This window comes from Komagataeibacter sp. NFXK3, from assembly GCF_054182245.1.
This window is the reverse complement of the sequence record NZ_JAPIVJ010000005.1, coordinates 80256-104948: the sequence shown is the minus strand read 5'-3', so window position 1 is coordinate 104948 and position 24693 is coordinate 80256. Positions and strand designations below refer to the sequence as shown.

At 63.7% G+C, this 24693-nt stretch carries 24 protein-coding genes and 1 tRNA gene; 11 read left to right on the top strand and 14 right to left on the bottom strand.

All coding sequences use genetic code 11. From position 1 onward, the window contains the following. Nucleotides 1-91 precede the first annotated feature (91 nt). Nucleotides 92-721: a J domain-containing protein gene (locus OQZ28_RS07300; protein WP_458135645.1), complete on the bottom strand. Its 630-nt coding sequence runs from the start codon at nucleotides 719-721 to the stop codon at nucleotides 92-94. A gap of 79 nt (nucleotides 722-800) precedes the next feature. Here OQZ28_RS07300 and OQZ28_RS07295 point away from each other — a divergent pair, with 79 nt between their 5' ends. Further along, nucleotides 801-1115, top strand: coding sequence for a BolA family protein (locus OQZ28_RS07295; protein WP_130731034.1), 315 nt, complete (start codon nucleotides 801-803; stop codon nucleotides 1113-1115). Then, nucleotides 1112-1738, top strand: a complete 627-nt coding sequence (locus OQZ28_RS07290; RefSeq protein WP_458135644.1) for a LolA family protein — start codon at nucleotides 1112-1114, stop codon at nucleotides 1736-1738. Before OQZ28_RS07295 ends, OQZ28_RS07290 begins: the two co-directional genes overlap by 4 nt. A 20-nt stretch (nucleotides 1739-1758) precedes the next feature. Here OQZ28_RS07290 and lipB read toward each other — a convergent pair whose 3' ends face one another. After that, nucleotides 1759-2451, bottom strand: a complete 693-nt coding sequence (lipB, locus tag OQZ28_RS07285) for a lipoyl(octanoyl) transferase LipB (protein ID WP_458135643.1) — start codon at nucleotides 2449-2451, stop codon at nucleotides 1759-1761. 60 nt (nucleotides 2452-2511) lie between these two features. Here lipB and OQZ28_RS07280 point away from each other — a divergent pair. The 3 genes from OQZ28_RS07280 to pgmG all read left to right on the top strand — a co-directional run bounded on the left by OQZ28_RS07280 (nucleotide 2512) and on the right by pgmG (nucleotide 5286). Continuing rightward, nucleotides 2512-2597 (top strand) — tRNA-Leu (locus OQZ28_RS07280). A gap of 413 nt (nucleotides 2598-3010) precedes the next feature. Then, nucleotides 3011-3880: a UTP--glucose-1-phosphate uridylyltransferase GalU gene (galU, locus tag OQZ28_RS07275; RefSeq protein WP_110568246.1), complete on the top strand. Its 870-nt coding sequence runs from the start codon at nucleotides 3011-3013 to the stop codon at nucleotides 3878-3880. After that, complete coding sequence (gene pgmG / locus OQZ28_RS07270) at nucleotides 3877-5286, top strand: phosphoglucomutase/phosphomannomutase PgmG (RefSeq protein WP_458135642.1); 1410 nt, start codon at nucleotides 3877-3879, stop codon at nucleotides 5284-5286. The genes galU and pgmG overlap by 4 nt, the downstream gene beginning before the upstream one ends. A 183-nt stretch (nucleotides 5287-5469) precedes the next feature. On the opposite strand, the gene OQZ28_RS07265 is transcribed toward pgmG, so the two are convergent. The 8 genes from OQZ28_RS07265 to pdxH form a co-directional block, all read right to left on the bottom strand. After that, nucleotides 5470-5961: a DUF934 domain-containing protein gene (locus tag OQZ28_RS07265; RefSeq protein ID WP_458135641.1), complete on the bottom strand. Its 492-nt coding sequence runs from the start codon at nucleotides 5959-5961 to the stop codon at nucleotides 5470-5472. Beyond that, on the bottom strand, nucleotides 5948-7636 hold the full coding sequence (locus tag OQZ28_RS07260; RefSeq protein WP_458135640.1) for a nitrite/sulfite reductase: 1689 nt from the start codon (nucleotides 7634-7636) through the stop codon (nucleotides 5948-5950). The genes OQZ28_RS07265 and OQZ28_RS07260 overlap by 14 nt, the downstream gene beginning before the upstream one ends. Beyond that, nucleotides 7626-7955 (bottom strand): DUF2849 domain-containing protein, encoded by a 330-nt coding sequence (locus tag OQZ28_RS07255; protein ID WP_130730946.1) that lies wholly within the window; start codon nucleotides 7953-7955, stop codon nucleotides 7626-7628. Before OQZ28_RS07255 ends, OQZ28_RS07260 begins: the two co-directional genes overlap by 11 nt. Before the next feature lie 141 nt (nucleotides 7956-8096). Beyond that, complete coding sequence (gene cysC / locus OQZ28_RS07250; protein WP_458135639.1) at nucleotides 8097-9983, bottom strand: adenylyl-sulfate kinase; 1887 nt, start codon at nucleotides 9981-9983, stop codon at nucleotides 8097-8099. A 24-nt stretch (nucleotides 9984-10007) separates the two neighbouring features. Next, entirely contained in the window at nucleotides 10008-10802 is a 795-nt protein-coding gene (gene cysD / locus OQZ28_RS07245) for a sulfate adenylyltransferase subunit CysD (RefSeq protein ID WP_061271758.1), read from the bottom strand. A gap of 78 nt (nucleotides 10803-10880) precedes the next feature. Next, nucleotides 10881-11585: a phosphoadenylyl-sulfate reductase gene (locus OQZ28_RS07240; protein ID WP_130730948.1), complete on the bottom strand. Its 705-nt coding sequence runs from the start codon at nucleotides 11583-11585 to the stop codon at nucleotides 10881-10883. Between the two features lie 165 nt (nucleotides 11586-11750). Next, a complete protein-coding gene (locus OQZ28_RS07235; RefSeq protein ID WP_130730949.1) occupies nucleotides 11751-12632 on the bottom strand; it encodes a universal stress protein in 882 nt (293 codons plus the stop codon). 100 nt (nucleotides 12633-12732) lie between these two features. Next, nucleotides 12733-13338, bottom strand: coding sequence for a pyridoxamine 5'-phosphate oxidase (pdxH, locus tag OQZ28_RS07230; protein WP_458135638.1), 606 nt, complete (start codon nucleotides 13336-13338; stop codon nucleotides 12733-12735). Nucleotides 13339-13536: 198 nt separating this feature from the next. On the opposite strand from pdxH, the gene fabI reads away from it, so the two are divergent. Together fabI and aroC are read left to right on the top strand one after the other, a co-directional pair. After that, entirely contained in the window at nucleotides 13537-14376 is an 840-nt protein-coding gene (gene fabI / locus OQZ28_RS07225; protein ID WP_130730951.1) for an enoyl-ACP reductase FabI, read from the top strand. A gap of 19 nt (nucleotides 14377-14395) precedes the next feature. Further along, on the top strand, nucleotides 14396-15469 hold the full coding sequence (aroC, locus tag OQZ28_RS07220; RefSeq protein ID WP_458135637.1) for a chorismate synthase: 1074 nt from the start codon (nucleotides 14396-14398) through the stop codon (nucleotides 15467-15469). 17 nt (nucleotides 15470-15486) lie between these two features. Here aroC and OQZ28_RS07215 read toward each other — a convergent pair whose 3' ends face one another. Continuing rightward, entirely contained in the window at nucleotides 15487-15918 is a 432-nt protein-coding gene (locus OQZ28_RS07215; protein WP_458135636.1) for an OsmC family protein, read from the bottom strand. 273 nt (nucleotides 15919-16191) lie between these two features. On the opposite strand from OQZ28_RS07215, the gene rpsB reads away from it, so the two are divergent. The 4 genes from rpsB to parC all read left to right on the top strand — a co-directional run bounded on the left by rpsB (nucleotide 16192) and on the right by parC (nucleotide 21105). Further along, complete coding sequence (gene rpsB / locus OQZ28_RS07210; protein WP_061271752.1) at nucleotides 16192-16977, top strand: 30S ribosomal protein S2; 786 nt, start codon at nucleotides 16192-16194, stop codon at nucleotides 16975-16977. A gap of 105 nt (nucleotides 16978-17082) precedes the next feature. Further along, nucleotides 17083-17988, top strand: coding sequence for a translation elongation factor Ts (gene tsf / locus OQZ28_RS07205; RefSeq protein WP_458135635.1), 906 nt, complete (start codon nucleotides 17083-17085; stop codon nucleotides 17986-17988). 49 nt (nucleotides 17989-18037) lie between these two features. Then, nucleotides 18038-18829, top strand: coding sequence for a DNA repair protein RecO (gene recO / locus OQZ28_RS07200; RefSeq protein ID WP_458135634.1), 792 nt, complete (start codon nucleotides 18038-18040; stop codon nucleotides 18827-18829). A 59-nt stretch (nucleotides 18830-18888) separates the two neighbouring features. Further along, nucleotides 18889-21105 (top strand): DNA topoisomerase IV subunit A, encoded by a 2217-nt coding sequence (parC, locus tag OQZ28_RS07195; protein WP_458135633.1) that lies wholly within the window; start codon nucleotides 18889-18891, stop codon nucleotides 21103-21105. 83 nt (nucleotides 21106-21188) lie between these two features. Here parC and OQZ28_RS07190 read toward each other — a convergent pair whose 3' ends face one another. The 3 genes from OQZ28_RS07190 to OQZ28_RS07180 all read right to left on the bottom strand — a co-directional run bounded on the left by OQZ28_RS07190 (nucleotide 21189) and on the right by OQZ28_RS07180 (nucleotide 24686). Further along, complete coding sequence (locus OQZ28_RS07190) at nucleotides 21189-21998, bottom strand: arginyltransferase (protein WP_458135632.1); 810 nt, start codon at nucleotides 21996-21998, stop codon at nucleotides 21189-21191. A 145-nt stretch (nucleotides 21999-22143) separates the two neighbouring features. After that, nucleotides 22144-23136: a porphobilinogen synthase gene (gene hemB / locus OQZ28_RS07185; protein ID WP_130730958.1), complete on the bottom strand. Its 993-nt coding sequence runs from the start codon at nucleotides 23134-23136 to the stop codon at nucleotides 22144-22146. Between the two features lie 80 nt (nucleotides 23137-23216). Continuing rightward, nucleotides 23217-24686 carry an amino acid permease gene (locus OQZ28_RS07180; protein WP_458135631.1) on the bottom strand — a complete coding sequence of 490 codons (1470 nt, stop codon included), beginning with the start codon at nucleotides 24684-24686 and terminating at the stop codon, nucleotides 23217-23219. Nucleotides 24687-24693 lie beyond the last annotated feature (7 nt).

Genomic DNA, 24693 nt, shown 5'->3' with positions numbered 1-24693 from the left:
TAGGGCCCACCATGACAGCGCAGGGCGGCATATCGGGCCTTGAGTATAAACATATCTGTAACAGATCGGCCATATGATGGCGCGGCCCGTTTCAGGCGCGCCGGGCCGCATCCTCATGCCCGCTGGTGGCCACCAGATGGGCGCGCACCGTGGTGTAGGCGAGATTGATGCCCTTGAAGCGCTCTTCCGCGTTGCGGTCGCCGCCATTGGCATCGGGGTGGTGCTGGCGGGCAAGCTGCCTGTAGCGGGTCTTGAGTTCCTCCATCGACACGGGCCAGCCCAGGTCGAGCACGCCAAGCGGATAGCGCAGCGCGGGCGGCGCGCCGACCCGGCGGTCCACATCCTGCTGGCGGCGCGCACGGCTGCGCGCGCGTGCCTTGGCCGCCCCCCGGAGCAGGTCGAGCGGGTCGATCACGTCATCCTCGCTGAACGCGCGGGTGGCGCTGCCCTGGCCCAGCTTCCATGAAGGACGGTCCCATGAGGCATCGGCGCGGATATGCGCCTCGATCTGGCCGGGTGACATGCCGCGGTAATAGTCCCACCGTGCATTGTATTCACGCACATGTTCAAGGCAGAACCAGAAATACTTGTTCAGCGCATCACGCGAGCGCGGGGCCCGGTAGCCTGCGGGCTGGTCGCAGCCATGCATGTCGCAGCAGCGATCCGGCGCATCGGGATCGGGGTCAAAGGCGCGGTGCCGGGTGTTCCTTCTCTTCATCATTCCCGTTATGTGCGCCTGTCCATGCTTCGTGCAAGAGCGAAGCTGTGCAATGAATGATCCCGCTATCATGGAGCCGCCAATGGAACAGCACGCAACCGGCCGGGCCGGACGGATCGACCGCATCATACGCGAACACCTCGCCCCGGTGGAACTCACCATCCACGATGACAGTGCCCGCCACGCCCACCACGTGCATGTGCGCGACAACGGCGTGCAGGCAGGTGAAAGTCACTATAACGTGCTGATCGTCAGCCCCGCCTTCGAGGGCGTGGGCCGCGTGCAGCGCTCGCGGCTGGTGCATGAGCTGCTGGCGGGTGAATTTGCGGGTGGCATGCATGCGCTCTCGCTCGTGCTGCGCACGCCCGCCGAGCAGGCGCGGATGGCCACGGCATGAAACCCGCCTTTCCCTTCGCCACGCGGCGGCTGATGATGGGCGGCCTGCTCACGCTGCTCGCCGCCTGCGCGGGCACGCCTGCCACCACATCACCCAATCAGGCCGATGACATCGCCCGCGTCGAGACCTACCTCAACACCTCACGCGGGTTGCAGGCCAATTTCGTGCAGACCTGGCCCGATGGCGGCAAGGGGCAGGGGGTCATGCATTATGACCCCGGCCGCCTGCGGCTGGATTATGCCACGCCGGGCTCGATGAAGCTGGTGGCAGCGAACGGGCACCTGCTGTTTGTCGATCACCGGCGCGAATCGGTCACCCGCATGTCGCTTGGCCGCCAGCCGCTCGGCCTGCTGCTTGACCAGCCGGTGCACCTGTCTGGCCAGATTGCGGTCACAGCGGTGCAGCACGGGCAGAACAGCCTGCAGGTCTCACTGGGGCGGCGCGATAGCGAATCGCAGGGCATCCTGACCCTCGGATTCGCGGACATCGGGGGCAAGCTGTCGCTGCTGGTCATTGAAATGACTGACGTGGAACGCCAGCACATCCGCCTTGACCTGACCGATACCACGGTCAGCGGGCAGGCCTGGCCTGACACAATGTTTACCCTCAGCTCCAGTAATTGACCGCAGGACGGCGCGCGGCCTTACCCCCGCGCGCCACGAATCGGGCCGAGGCAGGATTCCCATGTCTCGGCCAGCGCGGCATCCACGTCCTCCATGCTGACCCGCTTGCCCAGTTTGGCCAGGCTGGTCACGCCGTATTCGCTGATGCCACAGGGCACGATTCCGCCAAAATCGCTCAGGTCGGGGTCAACATTGATCGCGATTCCGTGCCAGCTCACCCAGCGTGAGACCCGCACGCCAATCGCCGCGATCTTTTCCTCCCGCCCCGTGGCGGGGTCGACCACCCACACGCCAATACGCTCGGCGCGGCGCTCTCCCGTCACCCCAAAGCGGGTGAGGGTGCGGATGATCCATTCCTCCAGCGCATGAACATAGGCCCGCAGGTCGCGCGGGGGCACCATGGCACGCGGGCGGGTCAGGTCGAGCATGGCATAGGCCACGCGCTGCCCGGGACCGTGATAGGTCCACTGCCCACCACGCCCGGCAGGGTAGGTGGGGTAGCCACGCGGGTTGAACAGGTCCGAATCCCTTGCCGATGTCCCGGCGGTGTATGTGGGGGGATGTTCGAGCAGCCACACGCGCTCGGGGGCGGTACCCGCCCGAATTCCACGGGCCTGGGCCTCCATCTGAGCCAATGCGGTGGGGTAGGGCACCTGTTGTGGTGCTTTATTCCATAAAAATTCATTTTCGGTCATTGCCCGCTCGTCTTTCATCAGCTATACGCCCATTCATCGTCATGACGGTATCGCTCACTCGATGCTCGTTGTCACGTTGCGGCCATGGCGGAATGGTAGACGCGCAAGCTTGAGGTGCTTGTGGGGGCAACCCCGTGGAAGTTCGAGTCTTCTTGGCCGCACCACTGACTTTTCCTGAAAATTGATGCGAGATGAAACACATCACCCAAGCGGGGCAGATGTGTTTTTGTATGCACGAAATTTAAATTGTCTACTCCCTGCAACTCCCGGGCGGGAAGGGCGTTCAGGCTCATGTCATAAAAAAGTCACAATTCTTCCTCATTGAGTGCCTCACTCTACCGCAGGGTCATACACCCCGCAGAACAGCAGTTCAGGCTGACCCGTACGTTACAAATGATGTCGATTACGCCATCATTTGCGATGATGCATGGCAATAGTGATTTAAATCATGTTTGGTCCTGATGAAGCACGCTATATCCTTTTCCATCTGGCAACACCCTGATCCCTGTCATCATTATAACAATGGGCGGTCAGCCGGGATTGCCTGTTTCTGCCATGCATCTTGAGGTAAATATTAGTGATTAAGCCCCTTAAAAAAGCCGTATTGCCGGTTGCCGGCCTTGGCACCCGTTTCCTGCCCGCAACCAAGTGCGTGCCCAAGGAAATGCTCACCGTTGTCGATCGCCCGCTGATCCAGTACGCCATCGACGAAGCGCGTGAAGCCGGGATCGAGGAATTCTGCCTCGTGTCCAGCCGGGGCAAGGATTCCCTGATCGACTATTTCGACATTTCCTATGAGCTTGAAGACACGCTGAAGGCCCGCAAGAAGGCCTCCGCGCTCAAGGCGCTCGAAGCCACGCGCGTGACCCCGGGGTCCATGCTGTCCGTGCGCCAGCAGGAGCCGCTCGGCCTTGGCCACGCCATCTGGTGTGCGCGTGAGTTCATTGGCAACGACCCGTTCGCCATCCTGCTGCCCGATGACGTGGTGCAGAGCGAAAAGTCCTGCATTGGCCAGCTGGTTGAAGTCTACAACAAGACCGGCGGCAACGTGCTGGCCGTGACCGAGGTGCCGCGCGAGCAGACCGGCAGCTACGGCATCCTCGACGTCGGCGCGGATGACGGCAAGACGGTTGAAGTGAAGGGCCTGGTTGAAAAGCCCGACCCCAAGGATGCGCCCTCGACCCTGTCGGTCATTGGTCGCTACGTGCTGACGGCCGACGTGCTCAAGCACCTTGCCAAGCTGGAAAAGGGTGCAGGCGGCGAAGTGCAGCTGACCGACGCCATGGCCAAGACCATCGGTCACGTGCCGTTCCACGGTTACCGCTACGAAGGCAAGCGCTTCGATTGCGGCAGCAAGCCGGGCTTCCTTGAAGCACAGATCGCCTTCGCCCTTGCACGCGAGGACCTGGCGGGCGACGTGCGGGAATTCCTCAAAAAGTATAAATGAGCTTCAGGCACCATTTCGACCCCACAAGCCTGCGGGAATACGATATCCGCGGGATTGTGGGCGAAAGCCTGACGCAGCACGACGCCTATGCCATCGGCCGCACCTTCGGCTCCATGGTGGCACGGGCTGGCGGCTCGACTGTCGCCATCGGTTATGACGGACGCCTGTCATCCCCTGCCCTTGAGCGCGCGCTCGGGGCAGGGGCCATGGCGTCTGGCATGACCGTACTACGCATCGGGCGTGGCCCCACGCCGATGCTCTATTTTGCCGCGACCACGCTGGGGGCCGATGGCGCGATTATGGTGACAGGCAGCCATAACCCGCCTGACCATAACGGCTTCAAGATGGTGCTTGGCAACAGACCATTTTTTGGTGAACAGATCCGCGAACTGGGCCGACTGGCCGCAGGCGGCGATGTCGTGGCCGAGGCCACCGGCACCATGCGCGATGTGAACGTGATTCCCGCCTATGTCGATCGTCTGCTGCGCGACTGGGATGGTACGGACCGGCCCCTCAATGTCGTATGGGACAGCGGCAATGGCGCCGCGGGCGAAATCCTGTCACTGCTGGTGAAAAGACTGCCGGGCAGGCACCGCATTCTCAACGCTGAAATTGACGGCACTTTTCCCGCCCATCATCCTGACCCGACCGTTCTGGCCAACCTCGAGCAGCTTATCGCCGCAGTGAGGGAGGACGGGGCTAATCTGGGCCTGGCCTTTGATGGCGATGCCGACCGCCTGGGCGTGGTGGACAATACCGGCACCGTGCTGTGGGCGGACCAGCTTATGGTTGTGCTGGCGCGCGACATCCTGCGCGACCATGCGGGTGCTACGGTCATTGCCGATGTCAAGGCAAGCCAGACCCTGTTTGAAGAGATTGACCGCGCAGGCGGCACGCCACTGATGTGGAAGAGCGGGCATTCCCCCATCAAGATGAAGATGGCCGAGACCGGCGCGCCACTGGCGGGTGAGATGTCAGGCCATTTCTTTTTTGCCGATCGCTGGTACGGATTTGATGACGGGCTATACGCGGCACTCCGCCTGCTGGGCATCGTCTCGCGGCTCAGTGGTCCACTCTCCGATGTGCGGCTGGGCCTGCCTGCTGCCGTTTCCACGCCTGAACTGCGCTTTGCTTGCGCCGATACCCGCAAATTCGCGGTGATTGCCGAAGTCGCCAAACGGCTTGAACGCAGCGGCGCACGCGTCTCCACCATTGATGGCGTGCGCGTGAGCACGCCCGATGGCTGGTGGCTGCTCCGCGCCTCCAACACCCAGGCGGTTCTTGTCGCCCGGGCGGAAGGCACGAGTGCGATCGGACTGGAACGGTTGAAGACCGCGATCACGGCGCAACTGGCAGCATCTGGCCTTCGCGCGCCCGACTTTTCCGGCACGCCCGGCCTACATTAATCAACGCTGCCGGGCGAACTGCTTAAAGACTATTTAAAAAGATAGTCCCTCTAAAACCCTGAAATTATATAAGTTTTTGGTAAAGCTTTTTTCAAAAAGCTTCGAAAGACATCGCCTTTTTGAAAAAAGGCGACACCCAAAACTTTATCTTTTTTTATCAACGATCTGTTTTCAAACAGTCTCTTATTTGCCCAGAAAGCGGCGCAGCCCCAGCCCCTGCGGGCGCTCATGCAGCACGGAAGGCTGGTAGGCGATGGAAATGACGTCATGCGCCTGCTGCCACACGGCCACGTCTTCCGCCCGGTCGGTCTGCACGGTGGTCACGCCACAGCGGAGCAGGAACTCGTACTGATCGGGCAGCGGCGTGCCGGTGGCCCGGATCTCGCCGGTAAAGGACAGATGCTCACGCAGGGCACGGGCCTGCGTAAACGCCCGCCCATCGCGAAAAGAGGGAAAGTTCACTGCCACCAGCGCCAGCCGGGGCAGGGCAGGGCGCAGCACGGCCACATCCACATCCGGCCCGATGGCAACGCCAAGCGGTGCCGCCTTCGGGCGGGCCAGCCCTTCCTCCAGCCGTTCAAGCGGCACGATGACCGCACCATCAGGCAGGGCCTCGCCTGCAATGGCCTGCGCCCAGCGGTCTTCGGTCACACGACCATTCTCAAGCAGGGGCATAGACGGCATCCTTGAAGCTTGCGGCACCAAGGCGCCGGTAGGTATCGATAAACGCCTCACCTTCATGGCGAAGCACAAGGTAGGTGTCGATCAGCCGGGCAATGGCGTCGACCGTTTCATCCTCCGGCAGGGCCGGGCCGATGATCTGGCCAATGGCCACGTCATTTTCCGCCGAGCCGCCAAGGGTGAGCTGGAAAAACTCCTCGCCGCGCTTGTCCACGCCCAGAATGCCGATATGCCCCGCATGGTGGTGGCCGCAGGCATTGATGCAGCCCGAGATGTTGATGCGCAGGGTGCCAATGTTTTCCTGCAGTTCGGGGCTGGCAAAGCGCGCGCTCAGCTTCTGCGCGATGGGGATGGAGCGCGCATTGGCCAGCGCACAGTAATCCAGCCCAGGGCAGGCGATGATATCACCCACCAGCCCGATATTGGGCGTGCCCAGCCCGGCGCCATCGAGCCTGTGCCACAGGTCACGCAACCGGTCCTTGCGCACATGGCCCAGCACCACGTTCTGCATGTGGGTCACGCGGATCTCGCCAAAGGAGAATTCATCGGCCAGGTCCGCAATCAGGTCCATCTGGTCGGCAGTGACGTCACCGGGAATGCCGCCATCGGGCTTGATGGACACGACCGCGCTGATGAAGCCTTCATGCCGGTGGGCGTGCGTGTTGGTGCGCACCCAGCGGTCAAAGCGGGCATCGGCCTTGCGGGCGGCCTCGAGCTTCTGTGCCGCATCGGCAGGGGCATCCAGGTCGGGAATGCCGAAACGTGTGCGAATGCCTTCCACAATGGCGGGTTCAAGCCGGTAATCCGCGCGGTTCATCTGGGCGAATTCGGCATCGACCTTCTCGCGAAACTGCTCCACGCCCAGCGCCTGCACAAGGATCTTGATCCGCGCCTTGTACATGTTGTCGCGCCGCCCATAGGCGTTGTACACGCGCACCACGGCCTCGAGATAGGCCAGCAGGTCTTCCTCGGGCAGGTTGTCGCGCAGTTGCACGCCAATAATGGGCGTGCGGCCAAGCCCGCCACCTACGAACACGGTGAACACGGCCCGCCCGTCCGGGCCGGGATGGGCGACGAGGCCAATATCATGGAAGCGCGCGGCTACGCGGTCATTGGGGCTGCCGCTGATGGCGATCTTGAACTTGCGCGGCAGGAACGAGAATTCCGGGTGCAGCGTGGACCACTGGCGCAGGATCTCGGCATGGATGCGCGGGTCGAGCAGTTCATCGGCGGCGGCACCGGCAAACTCGTCACACGTCACGTTGCGGATGCAGTTGCCGCTGGTCTGGATGGCATGCATGTTCACACCCGCCAGCCGCTCGAGGATATCGGGCGTATCCTCAAGCCGGATCCAGTTGAACTGGATGTTCTGGCGCGTGGTGAAGTGGCCGTAATCACGGTCATACGTGCGGGCGATATGGGCGAGTTCGCGCATCTGGTCCGAACCCATCATGCCATAGGGCACGGCCACGCGCAGCATGTAGGCGTGTAGCTGCAGGTACAGGCCGTTCATCAGGCGCAGGGGCTTGAATTCGTCCTCGGTCAGGTCGCCTGCCACGCGGCGGCCCACCTGCTCGCGAAACTGGGCCACGCGCTGCGACAGGAAGGTGCGGTCCACCTCATCATAGGCGTACCGGCCAACCGGCAGGGTTGCGGTGTCAGTGGACATGGGGTGTCTCCACGGGAGCGAAATCAGGGTGCACGGTCGGCCCGAAGGCCCGGATGCGCTCGCGCACGGTCAGCGGCGTGACACGCGCGGCATCAGGATCAAGCTGCACGCCATAGATGCCCACCACCGTGCCTGCATCCGCCGCCGCCTTCGCCTGCTTTATGGCGCCTTCCACCGCTGCATTGTCAAACACGCGGGCCTGGCTGATCGCCTCCGACCAGCCCTGCGGCGCAAGCCACACGATACGGCCATCAAGCAGCCGGTTGGCGGTAATGACGCTGGCGCCGGTCATGTCCCGGCGGTTGTTCCTGACATCCACTTCTGAACCGATCCCTTTCAGGCAACGGGCATGTAACTGCCTTGTACTACTATAGGTGCGCGGTCCATGCCCACGCACCCATTCTTCCAATCCGGTACTGCAATACCGGCATGCCTGCAACCAGGCATGCCGGTCGCACCATCAGGATGTCTGGCGCCGTGCTGACGCATCCAGACGGATGGCATCCGTGATGTAGACCGCAAGCCGGGCGGCTGTCTCATCACGCGAGACATCGGTGGTCTCCACCCGCAGGTCGGGCTTTTGCGGAGCCTCATAGGGGGCATCCACGCCGGTAAAGCCTTCGATCTTGCCTGCGCGGGCGGCGGCATACAGCCCCTTGGGGTCACGCTGCTCGCAGGTGGCCTGCGGCGTGTCGATGAAGATTTCATGGAAACCTTCGCCAACGACTTGACGCGCCATTTCGCGATCCGCCACGGTGGGCGAGATCAGCGCCACGATCACAACCTGCCCGCTCTCGGCCAGGATGCGGGCGACGGCTGCGGCACGGCGCACGTTTTCACGCCGGTCGGCTTCCGAGAAGCCAAGGTCCGCGCACAGCCCGGCGCGCAGCGTATCGCCATCAAGCACCGACACGTCGATGCCACGGGCGAACAGGCGGTTTTCCGCCTCGCGCGCCAGCGTGCTCTTGCCCGCACCCGGCAGGCCGGTCATCCAGAACACGCCGCCACGATGCCCCCTGGCCTGCGCGCGGTCCCACAGCGATACGGCGCTGCCGGTGGGATGGATGGCATTGCGGCCTGCAACGCTCTCGGCCACCCCGATCAGCGGCGCGCCGCCCACGATCTGCTGGTTACGGTCCACCAGCACGCCACGCCCATCGGCCGTGCCGGGCACGAACGGGTCGAACAGCATGGTTTCGGACACGGCCAGCGTAATCTCGGCAAAGCCTTCGGGGGGCACTTCCTCGGCAGGGTGCTCGGTCAGGTCTTCCAGCCGCACGACGGAGTCAATGGCTGCAACCGTGACCTGGTGCTCGGCCGTGGCAAGGCGCAGCCTGAAGCTCTCGCCCACGCGCAGCGGCTCCTGGCGCAGCCAGAACAGGCGCGTGCGGATGCGGGCCGCGCGCAGCGGCACATGGTCGGCAGGGAACAGGAAGTCGCCCCGGTCGGGGATCACGTCCGGCTCAAGGGTTACGGCTACCGACTGGCCGGCCACGGCGGCCACCTGCGGGGCGGTGTGCCAGCTTTCGATGCTGGCGATGCGGGCTTTTGCGCCATGCACGCCAATCACCACCTCATCACCCACGCGGATGCGCCCGCGCTCGATGCGGCCCACCACGATGCGCTTGGTGTCAAAACGGTAGACATCCTGCACCGGCAGGCGCAGCGGCAGGTCGGCGCGTGAGGAAGGGGCGGGGACGGCGGCCAGCGCCTCGGTCAGGGTCGGGCCCTTGTACCACGGCATCTTGTCCGAGCGCGAGGCCATGTTGTCGCCCTCGCGCGCAGATGCGGGCACGAACACGGTCGGCTCGATTTCAAGCTGGAGCAGCAGCTTGGTGATGTCGCGCTCGGCGGCCTCGATCTTCTTCTGGTCGTAGTTGAAGATATCGACCTTGTTCATGAACACGATCACATGCCGGATGCCGATCAGGCGCAGCAGCATGGCATGGCGGCGGGTCTGCTCCTGCGCGCCCTCATTGGCGTCAACCACCAGCACGGCGGCCTCGGCATCGGCGGCGCCCGTAATCATGTTGCGCAGGAACTGCCGGTGGCCCGGCGCATCCACGATCACGAACTGGCGGTTGCCCAGCTTGAAGGGAATGCGCGTGGAATCAACGGTCACACCCTGGTCGCGCTCGATCTGCAGGCTGTCGAGCAGGAAGCTCCATTCAACCGTCAGCCCGCGCTTCTTGCTGGACTCGATGATCTGCGCCACGCGCCCTTCGGGCAGGCTGTCGGTGTCATACAGCAGGCGGCCGATCAGCGTGGACTTGCCGTGATCGACATGGCCCACGATCACGATGGGAGTGGCGGCATCCTGCGGAGCAGGGGTCGGGATTGTATTCATTGTCTGTAACTCTGTCCTGTCCGCTCAGAGGTAGCCGGCCACGCGCAGGCGCTCGAAGGCATCCTCGGATTCATGGTCCATGGCGCGACCCGCGCGCTCGGATGTGCGCGAGGTTTCAAGCTCGGCAATCACCTCGGCCACGGTCGAGGCATTGCTCTCGATCGGGCTGGTAATGTCCTGGTCACCCAGCGAGCGGTAGCGCTTGCCCTCTTTCGAGAAATACAGGTCAACCAGGGGAATGCCCTCGCGCTCGATATAGCGCCAGATGTCGATCTCGCGCCATGACAGCAGGGGGTGAACGCGCACATGCACGCCCGCCTCGTGCGGGGTGGCGTACTGGTCCCAGAATTCGGGGGGCTGGTTGCGCACATCCCATTTATGGCCCGAGCCGCGCGGGCTGAACACGCGCTCCTTGGCACGGGTGGCCTGTTCATCGCGCCGGATGCCAGCAATCACGCCTGCCAGCTTGTATTTGTCGATCATCGCGGCAAGCCCGGCCGTCTTGCGCGCGGCGGAACGGGCTGCGGGCGGCAGGGTGGGGTCGATTTCCTCGACGGGCGGGCAGTCGCCAAGCAGCAGTTCGAGGTTCCACTTCTTGGTGTATTCATCGCGGAATTTATACATTTCCGGGAATTTCTTGCCGGTATCGACATGCATGACCGGAAACGGCACGCGCCCGAGGAAGGCCTTGCGCGCCAGCCAGAGCATGACGTTTGAATCCTTGCCCAGCGACCACAGCATCGCCAGTGGCTTCAGCTTGCGATAGGCTTCACGCAGAATGAAGATGCTCTGGGCCTCGAGTTGGTCGAGATCGTCCATGGAATTACAGACCTTCCGTAACAGGAAAGAAAACGGGAGAAACCGCACACCCCGACATGGGGGAGGCGGAAAAGGAAATCATGCGCCCTGACCGGCTGGTTTGCGCATGTGTATGCCGCATTCGGTCTTGGCCTTGCCTGCCCAGCGGCCCGCACGGGGGTCGGCTCCTTCGCCCACGGGGCGCGTGCACGGCGCGCAGCCGATGGAAGGATAACCGCGCAGCGTGAGCGGATGGCGTGGCAGGTTGCGCCGCGTCATCTCGGCATCGAGTTCACGCGGTGTCCAGGCAATGAGGGGGTTCAGCTTGATCTTGCCGCCCGGCGCATCCTCAATCACGGGCAGGCCCTGCCGTGTGGCCGCCTGCGTGCGCTTGCGCCCCGTAATCCACGCATCGAACGGGATCATGGCCTCATCCAGCGGCTCGACCTTGCGCAGGGCGCAGCAGGCATCGGGGTCGAAGGCCCAGAGTTCCGCCGTGGGGTCGCGCTTTTCAAGCTGTACGGGATTCGGGTGCAGGTCGCGCACGTCGCGCAGGCCCAGTGTGCGGGCGAGTTCGTGGCGGTAGGCCAGTGTCTCGGGGAAGTGCTGCCCCGTTTCAAGGAACAGGACCGGAACGGCAGGATCAATTTCAGCCGCAAGGGCCAGCATGACAGCAGATTCCGCCCCGAAGGACGATACCAGCGCGATCCGGCCGCGCAGCCGCGTCAGGGCGACACGCAGCACGTCGGATGCGTTTTCACCCGCCTGCTTCAGTTCAGCCACAACATCCGCATCGATACGCATAATGTTCCCCGCACCCGATTTACACTAGGCCATAGCGTTCTTTTCACGCCACACCTACTCCTGGCGGAGTGTAAAATCAAGGGAAAGGCATAATTTATACGTATCCTGATGCGTATTTCATATATGTCCCCCCGGCATGGCGGCAAGGGGCGCGCCACATGGTGGCTAGCGGCTCATGAGCACCACGATATCGCTGTTTTCAAGCATATGGCGTGTCACCCCGCCCAGGATCATCTGCCGCAGGCGGGAATGGGAATAGGCCCCCATCACCAGCATGTCGGCATTGAAATCATGGGCTGCGGCGAGCATTTCCTCGCCCACGGGCCGTGTATCACTCCCGAATTCGTGAATATTGGCCTCGATGCCATGCAGCGAGAGGAAAGAGCGCACATGCCGCGCCTCCGGTCCGGGCCGCTGGTAGGCGGGACTGTAGAGGATGCACACCGCCTCCGCCCGGCGCAGCAGGGGCAGGGCGTGATGGATGGCCGATGCCGCCTCCGACGTGCCATTCCAGCCGATGCAGATGCGCTTGCCGATGGTAGGCGGCGCTACGGGCGGGGCTATGATGACCCCACGCCCGCTTTCAAACAGGATGGCGTGCAGGGTCTCGGATGAAGAGACATCGCCTTCTGGGTTGGGCTGGCGCAGCACCACGATATCGGACAGCCGCGCCTGAAACGACACCACGCTGCGCGTATGCCCGCTATGGGCGATGAAACTGGCCGAAAGCGCATGCATGTTGCCCGGCGAAAGGGGGGAATCCACCGCCACGACGGGAATATTTTCCCGGCGGGTAAAGGCATCGAACAGGCCGCGCACCTCATGCAGGCGTTCGGAACTCTCCTTCAGCGCGGTGGAAATCATGTCCTGCACCATCACGCCGGACATGCCTTCGCCCACCAGCGGGCCGACTTCCTGCATGTCGGTGCCGACATGCAGCACGGCAAGGTGCGCATCGAACATGCGCGCGACCACGCCGCCTACATGCAGCGCACTTTGCGCGTGGCTTGCGCCACCTAGCGGCAGCAATATCCTGCGCACACACATTTCAATGAGCCTCCTGATCCGTTCACGGGGTGTCCGCATGGGTGGCGTTGCTGGCACCCGTTGCCGGGTAAAACGGATCAGGCGGCATTAAGTTCTGCCCTCAGGGATAAAGGCGCTCGGTCTGCCATCCGTCCGGCGTACGATCCCACACGGCGCGGTCATGCAGGCGGTAGGGGCGATCCTGCCAGAATTCAAAATGCCGGGGCACGAGGCGGAAGCCGCTCCAGTTGGCGGGGCGGGGAATGATCGCCTCCGGGTCGGGGTAGCGGGCCTCAAGGTCCGCCACCGCTTTTTCAAACACGGCGCGGTCGGCAAGAGGGTGCGACTGGTTCGAGGCGATGGCGCCAAGCCGCGAGATGCGGCTGCGGCTGGCAAAATAGGCATCGGCCTCGGCAGGGGTGACGGGTTCGACCGGCCCCTCGATGCGGATCTGGCGGCGGATGCTCTTCCAGTGAAACAGCAGGGCTGCGTGCGGGTTGGCCTTCAGTTCGGCAGCCTTGCGGCTGTTGAGGTTGGTGTAGAACACGAACCCCCGCCGGTCGGCGCCCTTGAGCAGGATCATCCGCACCGAGGGGCGGCCCTCAGCGGTGGCGGTGGCCAGCGCCATGGCGTTGGGGTCGTTGGGCTCATGGGCCGTGGCATCCGCCATCCAGGCCGTGAACAGGTCGAACGGGTCGGCGGCAAGGTCGATCAGGGGAGAGGTCATGGGCTCCGTCCGCTGGGCGTTTCGCGTGCGCCATCTGGCGAGGCGACGGGATGCGAAACATATGGAAACATAAGGTAAGTTACCGTGTGACAAATATTAGCTACAATTACAGCATTCGGCATCTTGTCCGAAACGGCAGCTTGTGCAACCACGAGGCCGAAAATTTCATCCGTCATTTACCAGTTTAAGGATAGCAGCATGTCAGACGGCGCACCCAAAATCGCCATCAAGGGTTCATTGATGAAAGGCAAGCGGGGCCTTGTCATGGGTGTTGCGAATGACCGCTCCATTGCCTGGGGCATCGCGCGCGCCGTGGCCGAACAGGGGGGCGAGCTGGCCTTTACCTACCAGGGCGAGGCTCTGGGCAAGCGCGTGCGCCCGCTGGCCGAGACCGTGGGCTCGACGCTGGTGCTGCCGTGCGACGTGACCGATGACGCCGCGATGGACGAAACCTTTGCCGCCATCGAGAAGGCATGGGGCAAGATCGATTTCCTCGTTCACGCCATTGGCTGGGCGGACAAGCAGTTCCTGCGCGGGCGTTATGTCGATACCCCGCGTGACGCCTTCCTCAAGGCGATGGACATCTCATGCTATTCCTTCACCGCCGTCGCCCGCAGGGCAGCCGCCATCATGAACCCGAATGGCTCGCTGCTCACGCTCACCTATCTGGGGGCAGAGCGCGTGATGCCGCATTATAACGTGATGGGTGTTGCCAAGGCCGCGCTCGAGGCCTCGGTGCGCTACATGGCGGTTGACCTTGGCGGGGATGGCATCCGCGTCAACGGCATCTCGGCAGGCCCCGTCATGACGCTGGCCGCCAATGGCATCGGCGATTTCCGCTACATCCTGAAGTGGAACCAGTACAACTCCCCGCTCGAGCGCAATGTCTCGCTTGAGGAAGTGGGCGGTGCGGGGCTTTACATGCTCTCCGACCTGTCGGGCGGTGTGACGGGCGAGATCCATCACGTTGATTCCGGCTACCACATCGTCGGCATGAAGAACCCCACCGCGCCGGACATTACGGTCGCGGGCAACTGATCGCGGGAAGTCTGCCCTCATGTCGTACAACACCTTCGGCCACATGTTTCGCGTCACCACCTGGGGGGAAAGCCATGGCCCTGCCATTGGCTGCGTGATTGATGGCTGCCCGCCGCGCATCCCGCTGGATGTGGGCGATATCCAGCCCTGGCTGGACCGGCGCAGGCCGGGGCAGTCGAAATTCACCACCCAGCGCCAGGAAGCCGATCAGGTCGAGATCCTGTCCGGCGTGTTCGAGGGGCAGACAACCGGCACCCCCATCTCGCTGCTGATCCGCAATACCGACCAGCGCTCGCGTGATTATGGCGACATCGCCACCCGCTACCGCCCCGGCCATGCCGATGTGGCATATGATACCAAATACGGCATTCGCGACTATCGTGGCGGTGGCCGTTCCTCGGCGCGCGAGACAGCCATGCGGGTTGCCGCCGGCGCCGTGGCGCGCAAGGTGCTTGGCGCTGGCGTGCGTATTCGTGGCGCCATGGTGCAGGTCGGCCCGCACGGTATCGACCGCGCGCGGCTGGATTGGAATCTGGTGGATACCAACCCGCTGTTCTGCCCCGACCCTCGGGCGCTGCCCGTGTGGGAGGATTACCTGGCCGATATCCGCAAAAAAGGCTCGTCAATCGGTGCGGTGATCGAGGTGGTGGCCGAGGGCGTGCCCGCGGGGTTGGGCGCGCCAATCTATGGCAAGCTTGATTCGGACCTTGCCATGGCGCTGATGAGCATCAATGCCGTCAAGGGCGTGGAAATTGGCGAAGGCTTTGCCGCAGCCAGCCTGACGGGCGAGGAAAATGCCGACCCCATGCGCATGGAAGGTGGCAGGCTCCGTTTTGCATCCAACCATGCGGGCGGCGTGCTGGGCGGCATTTCAACCGGGCAGCCGCTGGTGGCCCGGTTTGCGGTCAAGCCCACGAGTTCGATTCTCACGCCCGTGCCGTCCGTCACGCGGGAAGGGGAGAATGTGGACGTGATGACAAAGGGGCGCCACGACCCCTGCGTTGGCATCCGTGCCGTGCCGGTAGGCGAGGCGATGATGGCCTGCGTGCTGGCCGACCACCTGCTGCGCCACCGGGGGCAGGTGGGAAGCTAGGCTTCCCACCTGGCTGCTCAGCCCTTCAGCTTCGCATCCAGCGTAACGGTCGCGTTGAACAGCTTGGAGACCGGGCAGCCTGCCTTTGCCTTCTCCGCCAGTTCCTTGAACCGGGCTTCGCTCGCACCCGGAATTTCGGCTTCCAGCGTCAGTTTGGCATGAGTGATGGCAAAGCCTTCGCCCTGCTTGTCGAGCACGATCTCGGATTTTGCATCAAGCGATTTCGCCGTAAGCCCCGCGCTGCCCAGAATGCCCGAAAGCGCCATGGCGAAGCAGGCCGCATGGGCCGCGCCAAGCAGCTCCTCGGGGTTGGTGCCGGGCTTGTCCTCGAAGCGGGTGTTGAAGCCGTAGGGCTGGCTTTCCAGCACGCCGCTCTGGGTCGAGATCTCGCCCTTGCCATCCTTCAGGCCGCCTGACCAGTGAGCCGTCGCAAATTTCGTGATCGCCATTGCGGTTCAGTCCTTCATGCAGTTGCAGTACGGGCGCATCCGGCACCCTTGGGTGACGGTTATCCCTATCACCGGGCAACAGGGCTGCGGCCCTAAAGTTGCATCACGATGCATTCGCTACCGGTTGGGTCTTGCAATATGCGCCCAAAACGGCCATATCCCGCCACGGTCCCGCGTTGGGGCCAATTCGCACGTGAAGCCGAGACCTCTGGTGTCCTTGCAATACAGGGCGTGCTTCACGGAGGATAAACCAGACACAAGGATATAGCCGACATGGCGATGCCTGAATTCACAATGCGCCAGCTGCTCGAAGCCGGCGTGCACTTCGGTCACCACACCCGTCGCTGGAACCCGCGCATGGCGCCGTACCTGTTCGGCGTGCGCAACCAGGTCCACATCATCGACCTGCAGCAGACCGTTCCCATGCTGGACCGGGCGCTCAAGGCGATCCGTGACACCGTGGCCGGTGGTGGCCGCGTGCTGTTCGTGGGCACCAAGCGCGCCGCTGCCGACCAGGTGGCCGAAGCCGCCAAGCGTTGCGGCCAGTATTACGTCAACCACCGCTGGCTTGGCGGCATGCTGACGAACTGGAAGACCATCACCGGTTCGATCAAGCGCCTGCGCGGCATTGACGAAATGCTGGAAAACGGCACCCAGGGCCTGACCAAGAAAGAAGTCCTGGACATCACCCGCGACCGCGAGAAGCTTGAGCGTTCGCTCGGCGGCATCAAGGAAATGGGCGGCCTGCCGGACATCCTGTTCGTGATCGACACGAACAAGGAAAAGCTGGCGGTCGAGGAAGCCAACAAGCTGGGTATCCCGGTCGTGGCCGTGCTGGACAGCAACTCCGACCCGCGTGGCGTGACCTTCCCGATTCCGGGCAATGACGACGCCATCCGCGCCATCGCGCTGTATTGCGAGCTGGTTTCGTCCGCCGTGCTCGATGGCATCTCCGCCGAGCTCGGCGCATCGGGCGAGGACTTCGGGGCATCCGAGGAACTGCCGGTCGACCCCGCCGTGGAAACGGCCGTGACGGAAGCCGCCGCTAGCGCGGAATGAAAACGGGCGCCAGCGTAGCCCCGGCCCGCTGGCGCAACTGACACAGCAAGGACACGCCCCGCCCGCTTGCGGGGCGTGCGCATGTCGTGATGGAGTATCAGCATAATGGCGCAAATTACCGCAGCGCTCGTCAAGGAACTTCGCGAGAAGACCGGCGCGGGCATGATGGACTGCAAGAAGGCCCTCAACGAAGCCGAAGGCGACATCGAGGGCGCGATCGACTGGCTGCGCAAGAAGGGCCTTTCGGCTGCGGCCAAGAAGTCCGGCCGTGTTACGGCTGAGGGCCTGGTAGGCGTGGCGCAGGCCGACCTGAAGGCCGCCATGGTCGAGATCAACGCCGAGACCGACTTCGTTGCCCGCAACGAGCATTTCCAGAACTTCGTGTCCGAAGTGGCGCATGCCGCCCTGAGCGTGGGCGACGATCTGGAAAAGCTCAAGGGCGCGGTGCTGAAAAGCGGCCGCACCGTGGCCGATGAACTGACGCACCTGATCGCCACCATTGGCGAGAACATGTCCATCCGCCGCGCGCGCGTGCTGAGCGTGCCCTCGGGCGTGGTCGCCACCTACGTGCATGGCGCTGTCAGCCCCGGCCTGGGCAAGATTGGCGTTCTGGCCGCTGTTGAAGCGCCGAGCGCCAGCGAAGCGCTGGAAGACCTGGGCCGTCGCATCGGCATGCATGTCGCCGCCACCCGCCCGGCAGCGCTGGATGTTGACAGCGTCGACCCGCAGGCGCTCGAGCGCGAGCGCGCGGTGCTGGTGGAGCAGGCCAAGGCTTCGGGCAAGCCCGATGCCATCATCGAGAAGATGGTCGATGGCCGCATCCGCAAGTTCTATGAGGAAGTGGTGCTGCTCGAGCAGGTCTGGGTGCATGATGGCGAAAGCCGCGTGCGCAAGATCGTGGAGAAGGCAGGCGCCAAGCTGAACGGCTTCGAGCGCTTCCAGCTCGGCGAAGGCATCGAGAAAGAAGACAACGACTTTGCCGCTGAAGTGGCGAAGGCTGCCGGCAACTGATCCCGTTGCCGGTTTCCGGTTTTCTTTTAACAAGGGCGGGGGCTTCCTGATGGAATGGGAGGCACCCGCCCTTGTGCTTTCTGCCACGCCCTATGGCGAGGGCAGCGCCATCGTGCATGTGCTCACCAGTGAGCATGGCCTCTATCACGGCCTTGCGCGTGGCGGTTCATCAAGCCGGGGGCGCGCGGTCTGGCAGACCGGCAACCTGGTGCGCGCGCTCTGGGTGGCGCGGCTGTCCGAGCAGCTTGGCAATATCTCGGCCGAGGTGGTGCATGCCTCGGCTGCGCGCATCCTCAATGACCCGCTGCCACTGGCCATGCTGGCCTCGCTCTGCGCTCTGGCCGATGGCTGCCTGCCCGAGCGCGAGCCGCACCCCGCCATTTTTCAGGGGCTGGCCAGCCTGCTGGCGCGCATCAGCCTCGACCCGCACTGGGCGGTGACCGAGGCCATGCCCGAAATCGTGCGCTGGGAACTGATGCTGCTCTCCGATCTCGGCTTCGGCCTTGATCTGACCCGCTGCGCGCTCGGTGGGCCTGCTGATGACCTGCGCTGGGTCTCGCCGCGCACGGGGCGTGCGGTATCGGACAGCCGGGCAGGGGAATGGCGCCAGCGCCTGCTGCCGCTGCCCGGTTTCGTGCTGCATCCTGATGAAATCGGCACCCCGCAGGACTGGTATGACGGCCTGCGCCTGACCGGGCATTTCCTGCAACGCGATGCGTTTGGCCAGCGCCATCGCCCGGTGCCCGAAGCACGTGGCAGGCTGCTCGACCTGATCGCGCGCGAAGCCGATATCACGCCGCCAGATACGCCCGCGGATGCAACGCCGGCCACGCCTGGCTGATACACCATTGGACAAACCGTAAAGTTTCGCTATCTGTTCACCTGCGGGAGGAAGATTGCATGCCTGTGGACCCAACAGTCGGCCATATTGAAGATACCAAGCTGGCCGATGCGCTGAGCCAGCGCTACCTGGCCTATGCCATGTCGACCATCATGTCGCGCTCGCTGCCCGATGTGCGCGATGGGCTCAAGCCCGTGCACCGGCGCATGATCTATGCCATGCAGCAGCTCAAGCTTGACCCCACGGCGGGGTTCAAGAAATGCGCCCGCGTGGTGGGTGACGTGATCGGTAAATACCACCCGCATGGCGATGCCTCGGTCTATGAGGCGCTGGTGCGGCTGGCGCAGGATTTTGCCGTGCGCTACCCGCTGGTGGAAGGGCAGGGCAATTTCGGCTCGATCGATGGCGATAACGCCGCCGCCATGCGCTACACCGAATCCCGCCTCACCGCCGTGGCCAAGGCCCTGCTTGAAGGCATTGACGAGGACAGCGTCGATTTCCGCCCCACCTATGATGGCGAGGAGCAGGAGCCGGTCGTGCTGCCTGCGGCCTTCCCCAACCTGCTGGCCAACGGGGCGGCGGGCATTGCCGTGGGCATGGCAACCTCCATCCCGCCACATAACGTGGGCGAGATCTGTTCAGCCGCCCTTGCGCTGATCCGCAAGCCCGCCACCACCACGCTTGAGCTGCTTGAGCACATGCCGGGACCGGACTTTCCCACCGGCGGGGCCATCGTGGAGGATCGTGACGCCATCGCCCGCGCGTATGAGACCGGGCGCGGCTCCTTCCGCATCCGCTCGAAGTGGGAAGTGGAACAGGGCCGTTTCGGCACATGGCAGATCGTGGTGACCGAGATCCCGTATCAGGTGCAGAAATCTCGCCTGATCGAGCAGGTGGCCGATCTGATGGAGCAGAAAAAGCTCCCGCTTCTGGCCGATATCCGCGATGAAAGCACGACGGACATCCGCCTGGTGCTTGAGCCCAAGTCACGCGGCATCGAACCCGCCGTGCTGATGGAAACGCTGTTCCGCGCCACCCAGCTTGAAAGCCGCTTTGGCCTGAACATGAACGTGCTTGGCGCCGATCAGGTGCCCGGCGTGCGCAGCCTCAAAGAGGTGCTGCAGGCCTGGCTCGATCACCGGCACGACGTGCTGCTGCGCCGCAGCACCAACCGGCTGCAGGCGGTCAACCGGCGGCTGGAAATTCTCGATGGCTTCCTTGCGGTCTACCTCAACCTTGATGAGGTCATCCGCATCGTGCGCGAGGAGGATGATGCGAAGGCGGCGCTGATGGCCACGTTCAGCCTGACCGAACTGCAGGCTGACTCCGTGCTCAACATGCGCCTGCGCAGCCTGCGCCGGCTTGAGGAAATGGAAATCCGCGCCGAGCATGCCAAGCTGAGCGCGGAAAAACAGTCCCTGCAGGACCTGCTGGGCCAGGAAGGCCTGCGATGGAAGCGCATTGCGGCTGAAATCAAGGATATCCAGAAGAACTTTGGCAGTGGTGCGCTTGGGGCCCGGCGCAGCACGCTGGCCGAACCGCCGCCCGAGATCGATGTGGAAGCCGCCCTGCCGGTCGAGCGCGATCCGCTGACGGTCATCCTGTCGCAAAAGGGCTGGATCCGCACCGTGCGCGGCCACGGGCAGGACCCGCAGGGCCTCAAGTTCAAGGAAGGCGACGGGCCGGGCATGGAGGTGGAATGCCACAGCAACGACCGGCTGTGCGTCTTCGCCACCGATGGCCGCGCCTTTACGCTGCGCGTGGCCGACCTGCCACGTGGCCGGGGCGATGGCCAGCCGCTGCGTTTGCTGATCGACCTGTCGAATGATGAGGACATCATCACGATGTTCCCGGTTGATGACAGCGCAAAGCGCCTGCTCGCCTCGAGTGCCGGGCGCGGGCTGGTGGTGGCGGAATCAGCCATGACGGCGGAAAAGCGCACCGGCAAGCAGATCCTGAACCTCAAGGAAAACGAAAGCGCGCTGGTCTGCGCCCCTGCAGGCGGCGATCATGTGCTCGTGCTGGGGCAGAACAGGCGCATGCTGGTCTTCCCGCTCGAGCAGTTGCCGGAAATGACGCGCGGCCTTGGCGTGATCTTGCAGAAATACAAGGAAGGTGGCCTGCGCGATGCTGTGGTGTTTGACGCAGCCAGTGGCCTGCCCTGGCCAGATCCCAACCGCACCCGCGCCTTTGCCGATGTGAAGGAGTATGTGGGCAAGCGCGCCGATACCGGCAAACAGGCCCCCGCCTGGGCCACCCGCAAACCAAAGGGCTGAAAGAGAAAAGTTTCTGGCGAAGCTTTTTTCAAAAAGCTTTGAATAACGCTGTCTTTTAAAAAAAAGGCAGCGCCCAGAAACTTTTACTTGCCGTCAATATCCGGTTGCGGCGGATGGAACAGGTCATCGGGCAGGAAGGCGCTGTCCTGCGGCTGCGCGGCATCAGGCTGGCTCAGGTCAAGGTCATGCCACACGCCGCGCGTCATGATCTGGGCGGGGCGGAAGCGGGCCTTGTAGGCCATCTTGTGGCTCTCGCTGATCCAGTAGCCCAGATACAGGTAGGGCAGGCCGAGCGTGCGGGTATATTCGATCAGGTGCAGCACCGCGAACGTGCCCAACGAGCGCGAGGGCAGGTCGGGGTCGAAAAAATCGTAAACGGCAGACAGCCCGTCATCAAGCTGGTCCACCAGCGCCACGCAGACCAGGCGGCCCGCCGCATCGCGGAACTCGATCATGAAGGTCTCGACCGTCGTATCCTCGATCATGGCGCGATAATCGGGGAAGGTCATGGAGGCCATGTCACCCCCGTCATGCCGGGTGGCCTGATAGGCGCTGAACAGGTTGAACTGCTCGGGCGTGGCATGGGGCTGCACGCGTGTGCCGCGTAGCCCGTTATTGCGCCCCAACACGCGGCGCTGCGTGCGGCTGGGCGCAAAGCGGGCAACCGGCACGCGTATGGGCGTGCAGGCGGTGCAGTTGGCGCATACGGGGGCATAGGCAATGGTGTGGCTGCGCCTGAACCCCGCGCGTGACAGGCGGTTATGGAACGGCACGGCCTCGGGGCCGCCAATTTCGGTCACGACCTTGCGCTCCATGCGCCCCGGCAGGTAGGGGCAGGGCATGGGGGCGGTGGTATAGAACAGCTGTGGATGCCGTGGCGATGTGTAGGTCATGCGCTCTTCACCAGCCGGAAAACGGAAAAAAGACAGCCCCGCGAACCGGAAAGAAAGACTGCCCGTATGCTTATACGGTTATCATATCTCTCCGGTTGCAGGCATCAACTATCCGGCGGTGCCAGAGGAGCGCTTTCAGGCCGGATCAGGCGCGCAGCAGGCGGGCGGCGTCGAGCGCGAAATAGGTCAGCACGCCATTGGCGCCCGCGCGGCGGAAGGCCATCAGGCTCTCCAGTATCACGCGGTCACGGTCGAGCCAGCCGTTCTGTATGGCGGCCATCAGCATCGCGTATTCACCCGAGACCTGGTAGGCGAAGGTCGGCACCGCGAATTCCTGCCGCACGCGCGCGATCACGTCCAGATACGGCATGCCGGGCTTGACCATGACCATATCGGCCCCTTCGCGCAGGTCCTGGGCGACTTCACGCAGGGCTTCATCGCTGTTGGCGGGGTCCATCTGGTAGGTTTTCTTGTCACCCGTCAGCAGCCCGCCCGAACCCAGCGCATCACGGAAGGGGCCGTAGAAGGCGCTGGCATACTTGGCGGCGTAGGACATGATGCGGGTATTGACCAGCCCGCTGGCATCGAGCGCCGTGCGGATGGAGCCGATGCGTCCGTCCATCATGTCGGACGGGGCGATGATGTCGATGCCCGCCGCGGCCTGGTTGACCGCCTGCGTGACCAGGATTTCCACCGACGGGTCATTGACCACGTAGCCATCCTCGATCAGCCCGTCATGGCCGTGGCTGGTATAGGGATCGAGCGCCACATCGCCGATCAGGCCGATTTCAGGGAATTCCTTTTTCAGCAGGCGGGCTGCGCGGCACATCAGGTTATCGGGGTTGGTGGCCTCGGTCCCGGCTTCATCACGCAGGCTGGTGGGGGTGATGGGAAACAGGGCGAGGGCAGGGATGTCGAGCTTCGCTGCCGGCTCGACATGAGCTGCCAGCCGGTCAAGGCTGACACGCTGCACGCCGGGCATGGAGGCCACGTCCGTTACGGCGTTGGTGCCCTCGGTCACGAAGATCGGCCAGATCAGGTTATCGGTCGAGAGCGTGTTTTCAGTAACGAGGCGCCGGGTGAACCGGTCATGCCGGTTACGCCGCAGCCTTACATGGGGAAACTGACCGATGCTCATCCAATCCAACTCCAGTGAAGTAAAGGGAGCCCGACTATGATCCGCCAGCCGCGTCCTGCCAAATGATGATGCGGTAACACTTACTCCCGCTCCTGCATGGCAGGCATGTCGTGGCCCAGCCTGCTGTGCCGCATGCCATACAGCCCGTACACCACCAGCCCGATGGCCAGCCACACCACCAGCCGCAGCCAGGTCAGTCCATCAAGCGAGACCATGACCGCAAGGCAGCTTGCAATGCCGGCAACGGGCACGACCATGCCGCCGGGCACGCGGAACACGCGCGGGCGATCGGCTTCACGCACGCGCAGCACCATCACGCCCACGCACACGATGACAAAGGCCAGCAGCGTGCCGATTGAGGTCATGTTGGCCAGTTGCGTAATGGGCAGGAAGGCCGCCATGACACCGGTCACCACCATGAAGAACAGATGGCAGGCCACAGGCGTGCCCCAGCGTTTATGGGTGCGGCCAAACATGGGCGGCAGCAGCCCGTCGCGCGACATGGCGAAGAACACACGGCTCTGCCCCAGCAGCATGAGCAGCATGACCGACAGGAACCCGCATATCACCCCCACCTTGACGGCGGCCTTGAGCCAGACAAAGGGGGTCTGGTCGATGGCGGTGGCCACGGGGGCGGCATCACCTGCAAGGTCGCGGTAATTGACCAGCCCCGTCAGCACGAACGAGAAGCTGATATAGACCAGCGTGCAGATGACCAGCGTGCCCATCAGCCCGATGGGCATGGCGCGGCCGGGGTTCCGGGTTTCCTGCGCTACGGTGGAGATCGCGTCAAACCCCAGATAGGCGAAGAACACCAGCCCCGCCGCCCGCATGATGCCTGACAGCCCGTAATGCCCGAACTCACCCGTGTTGGGGGGGATGAAGGGCGTGTAGTTCGCGGTCTTGATGTAGGGCAGGCCAAAGCCGATCACGGCGGCGATGATGATCAGCTTGACCACCACGATCACGCCGTTGAGCCGCGCGGATTCGGAAATGCCGCGCATGAGCAGGACGGAAAGCGCGAAAATGACGAACACGGCAGGCAGGTTGGCCAGGCCATGCACGGGCTGGCCACCCGCCATGCCCACCACCTCGAATGGCGAGGCCATGAAGCGGGGATCGATATGGATGCCCCAGCCCTCCAGCAGCGAGCGCATGTACCGCGCCCAGCTGACCGACACGGCAGAAGCGCCTACCGTATATTCCAACACCAGATCCCAGCCGATGATCCAGCCCGCCAGCTCCCCCAGCGCGGCATAGGCATAGACATAAGCACTCCCCGCCGAGGGGATCATCCCCGCAAGCTCGCCATAGCACAGCCCGGCAAAGGCGCAGGCGATGGCGGCTACCGCAAATGACACGATCACGGCAGGCCCGGCATTGTTGCCCGCGGCGATGCCGGTCAGCGAGAACAGGCCCGCCCCGATGGTGCCGCCCACGCCAAGGGTCAGCAGGCTGCCAACCCCCAATACGCGTTTCAGCCCGGCATCGGGCATGGGCGCGCCCACGGGCAGCCTGCGCAGCAGCGCGCGCCTGATGTCCGTGCTCATGGGGTCA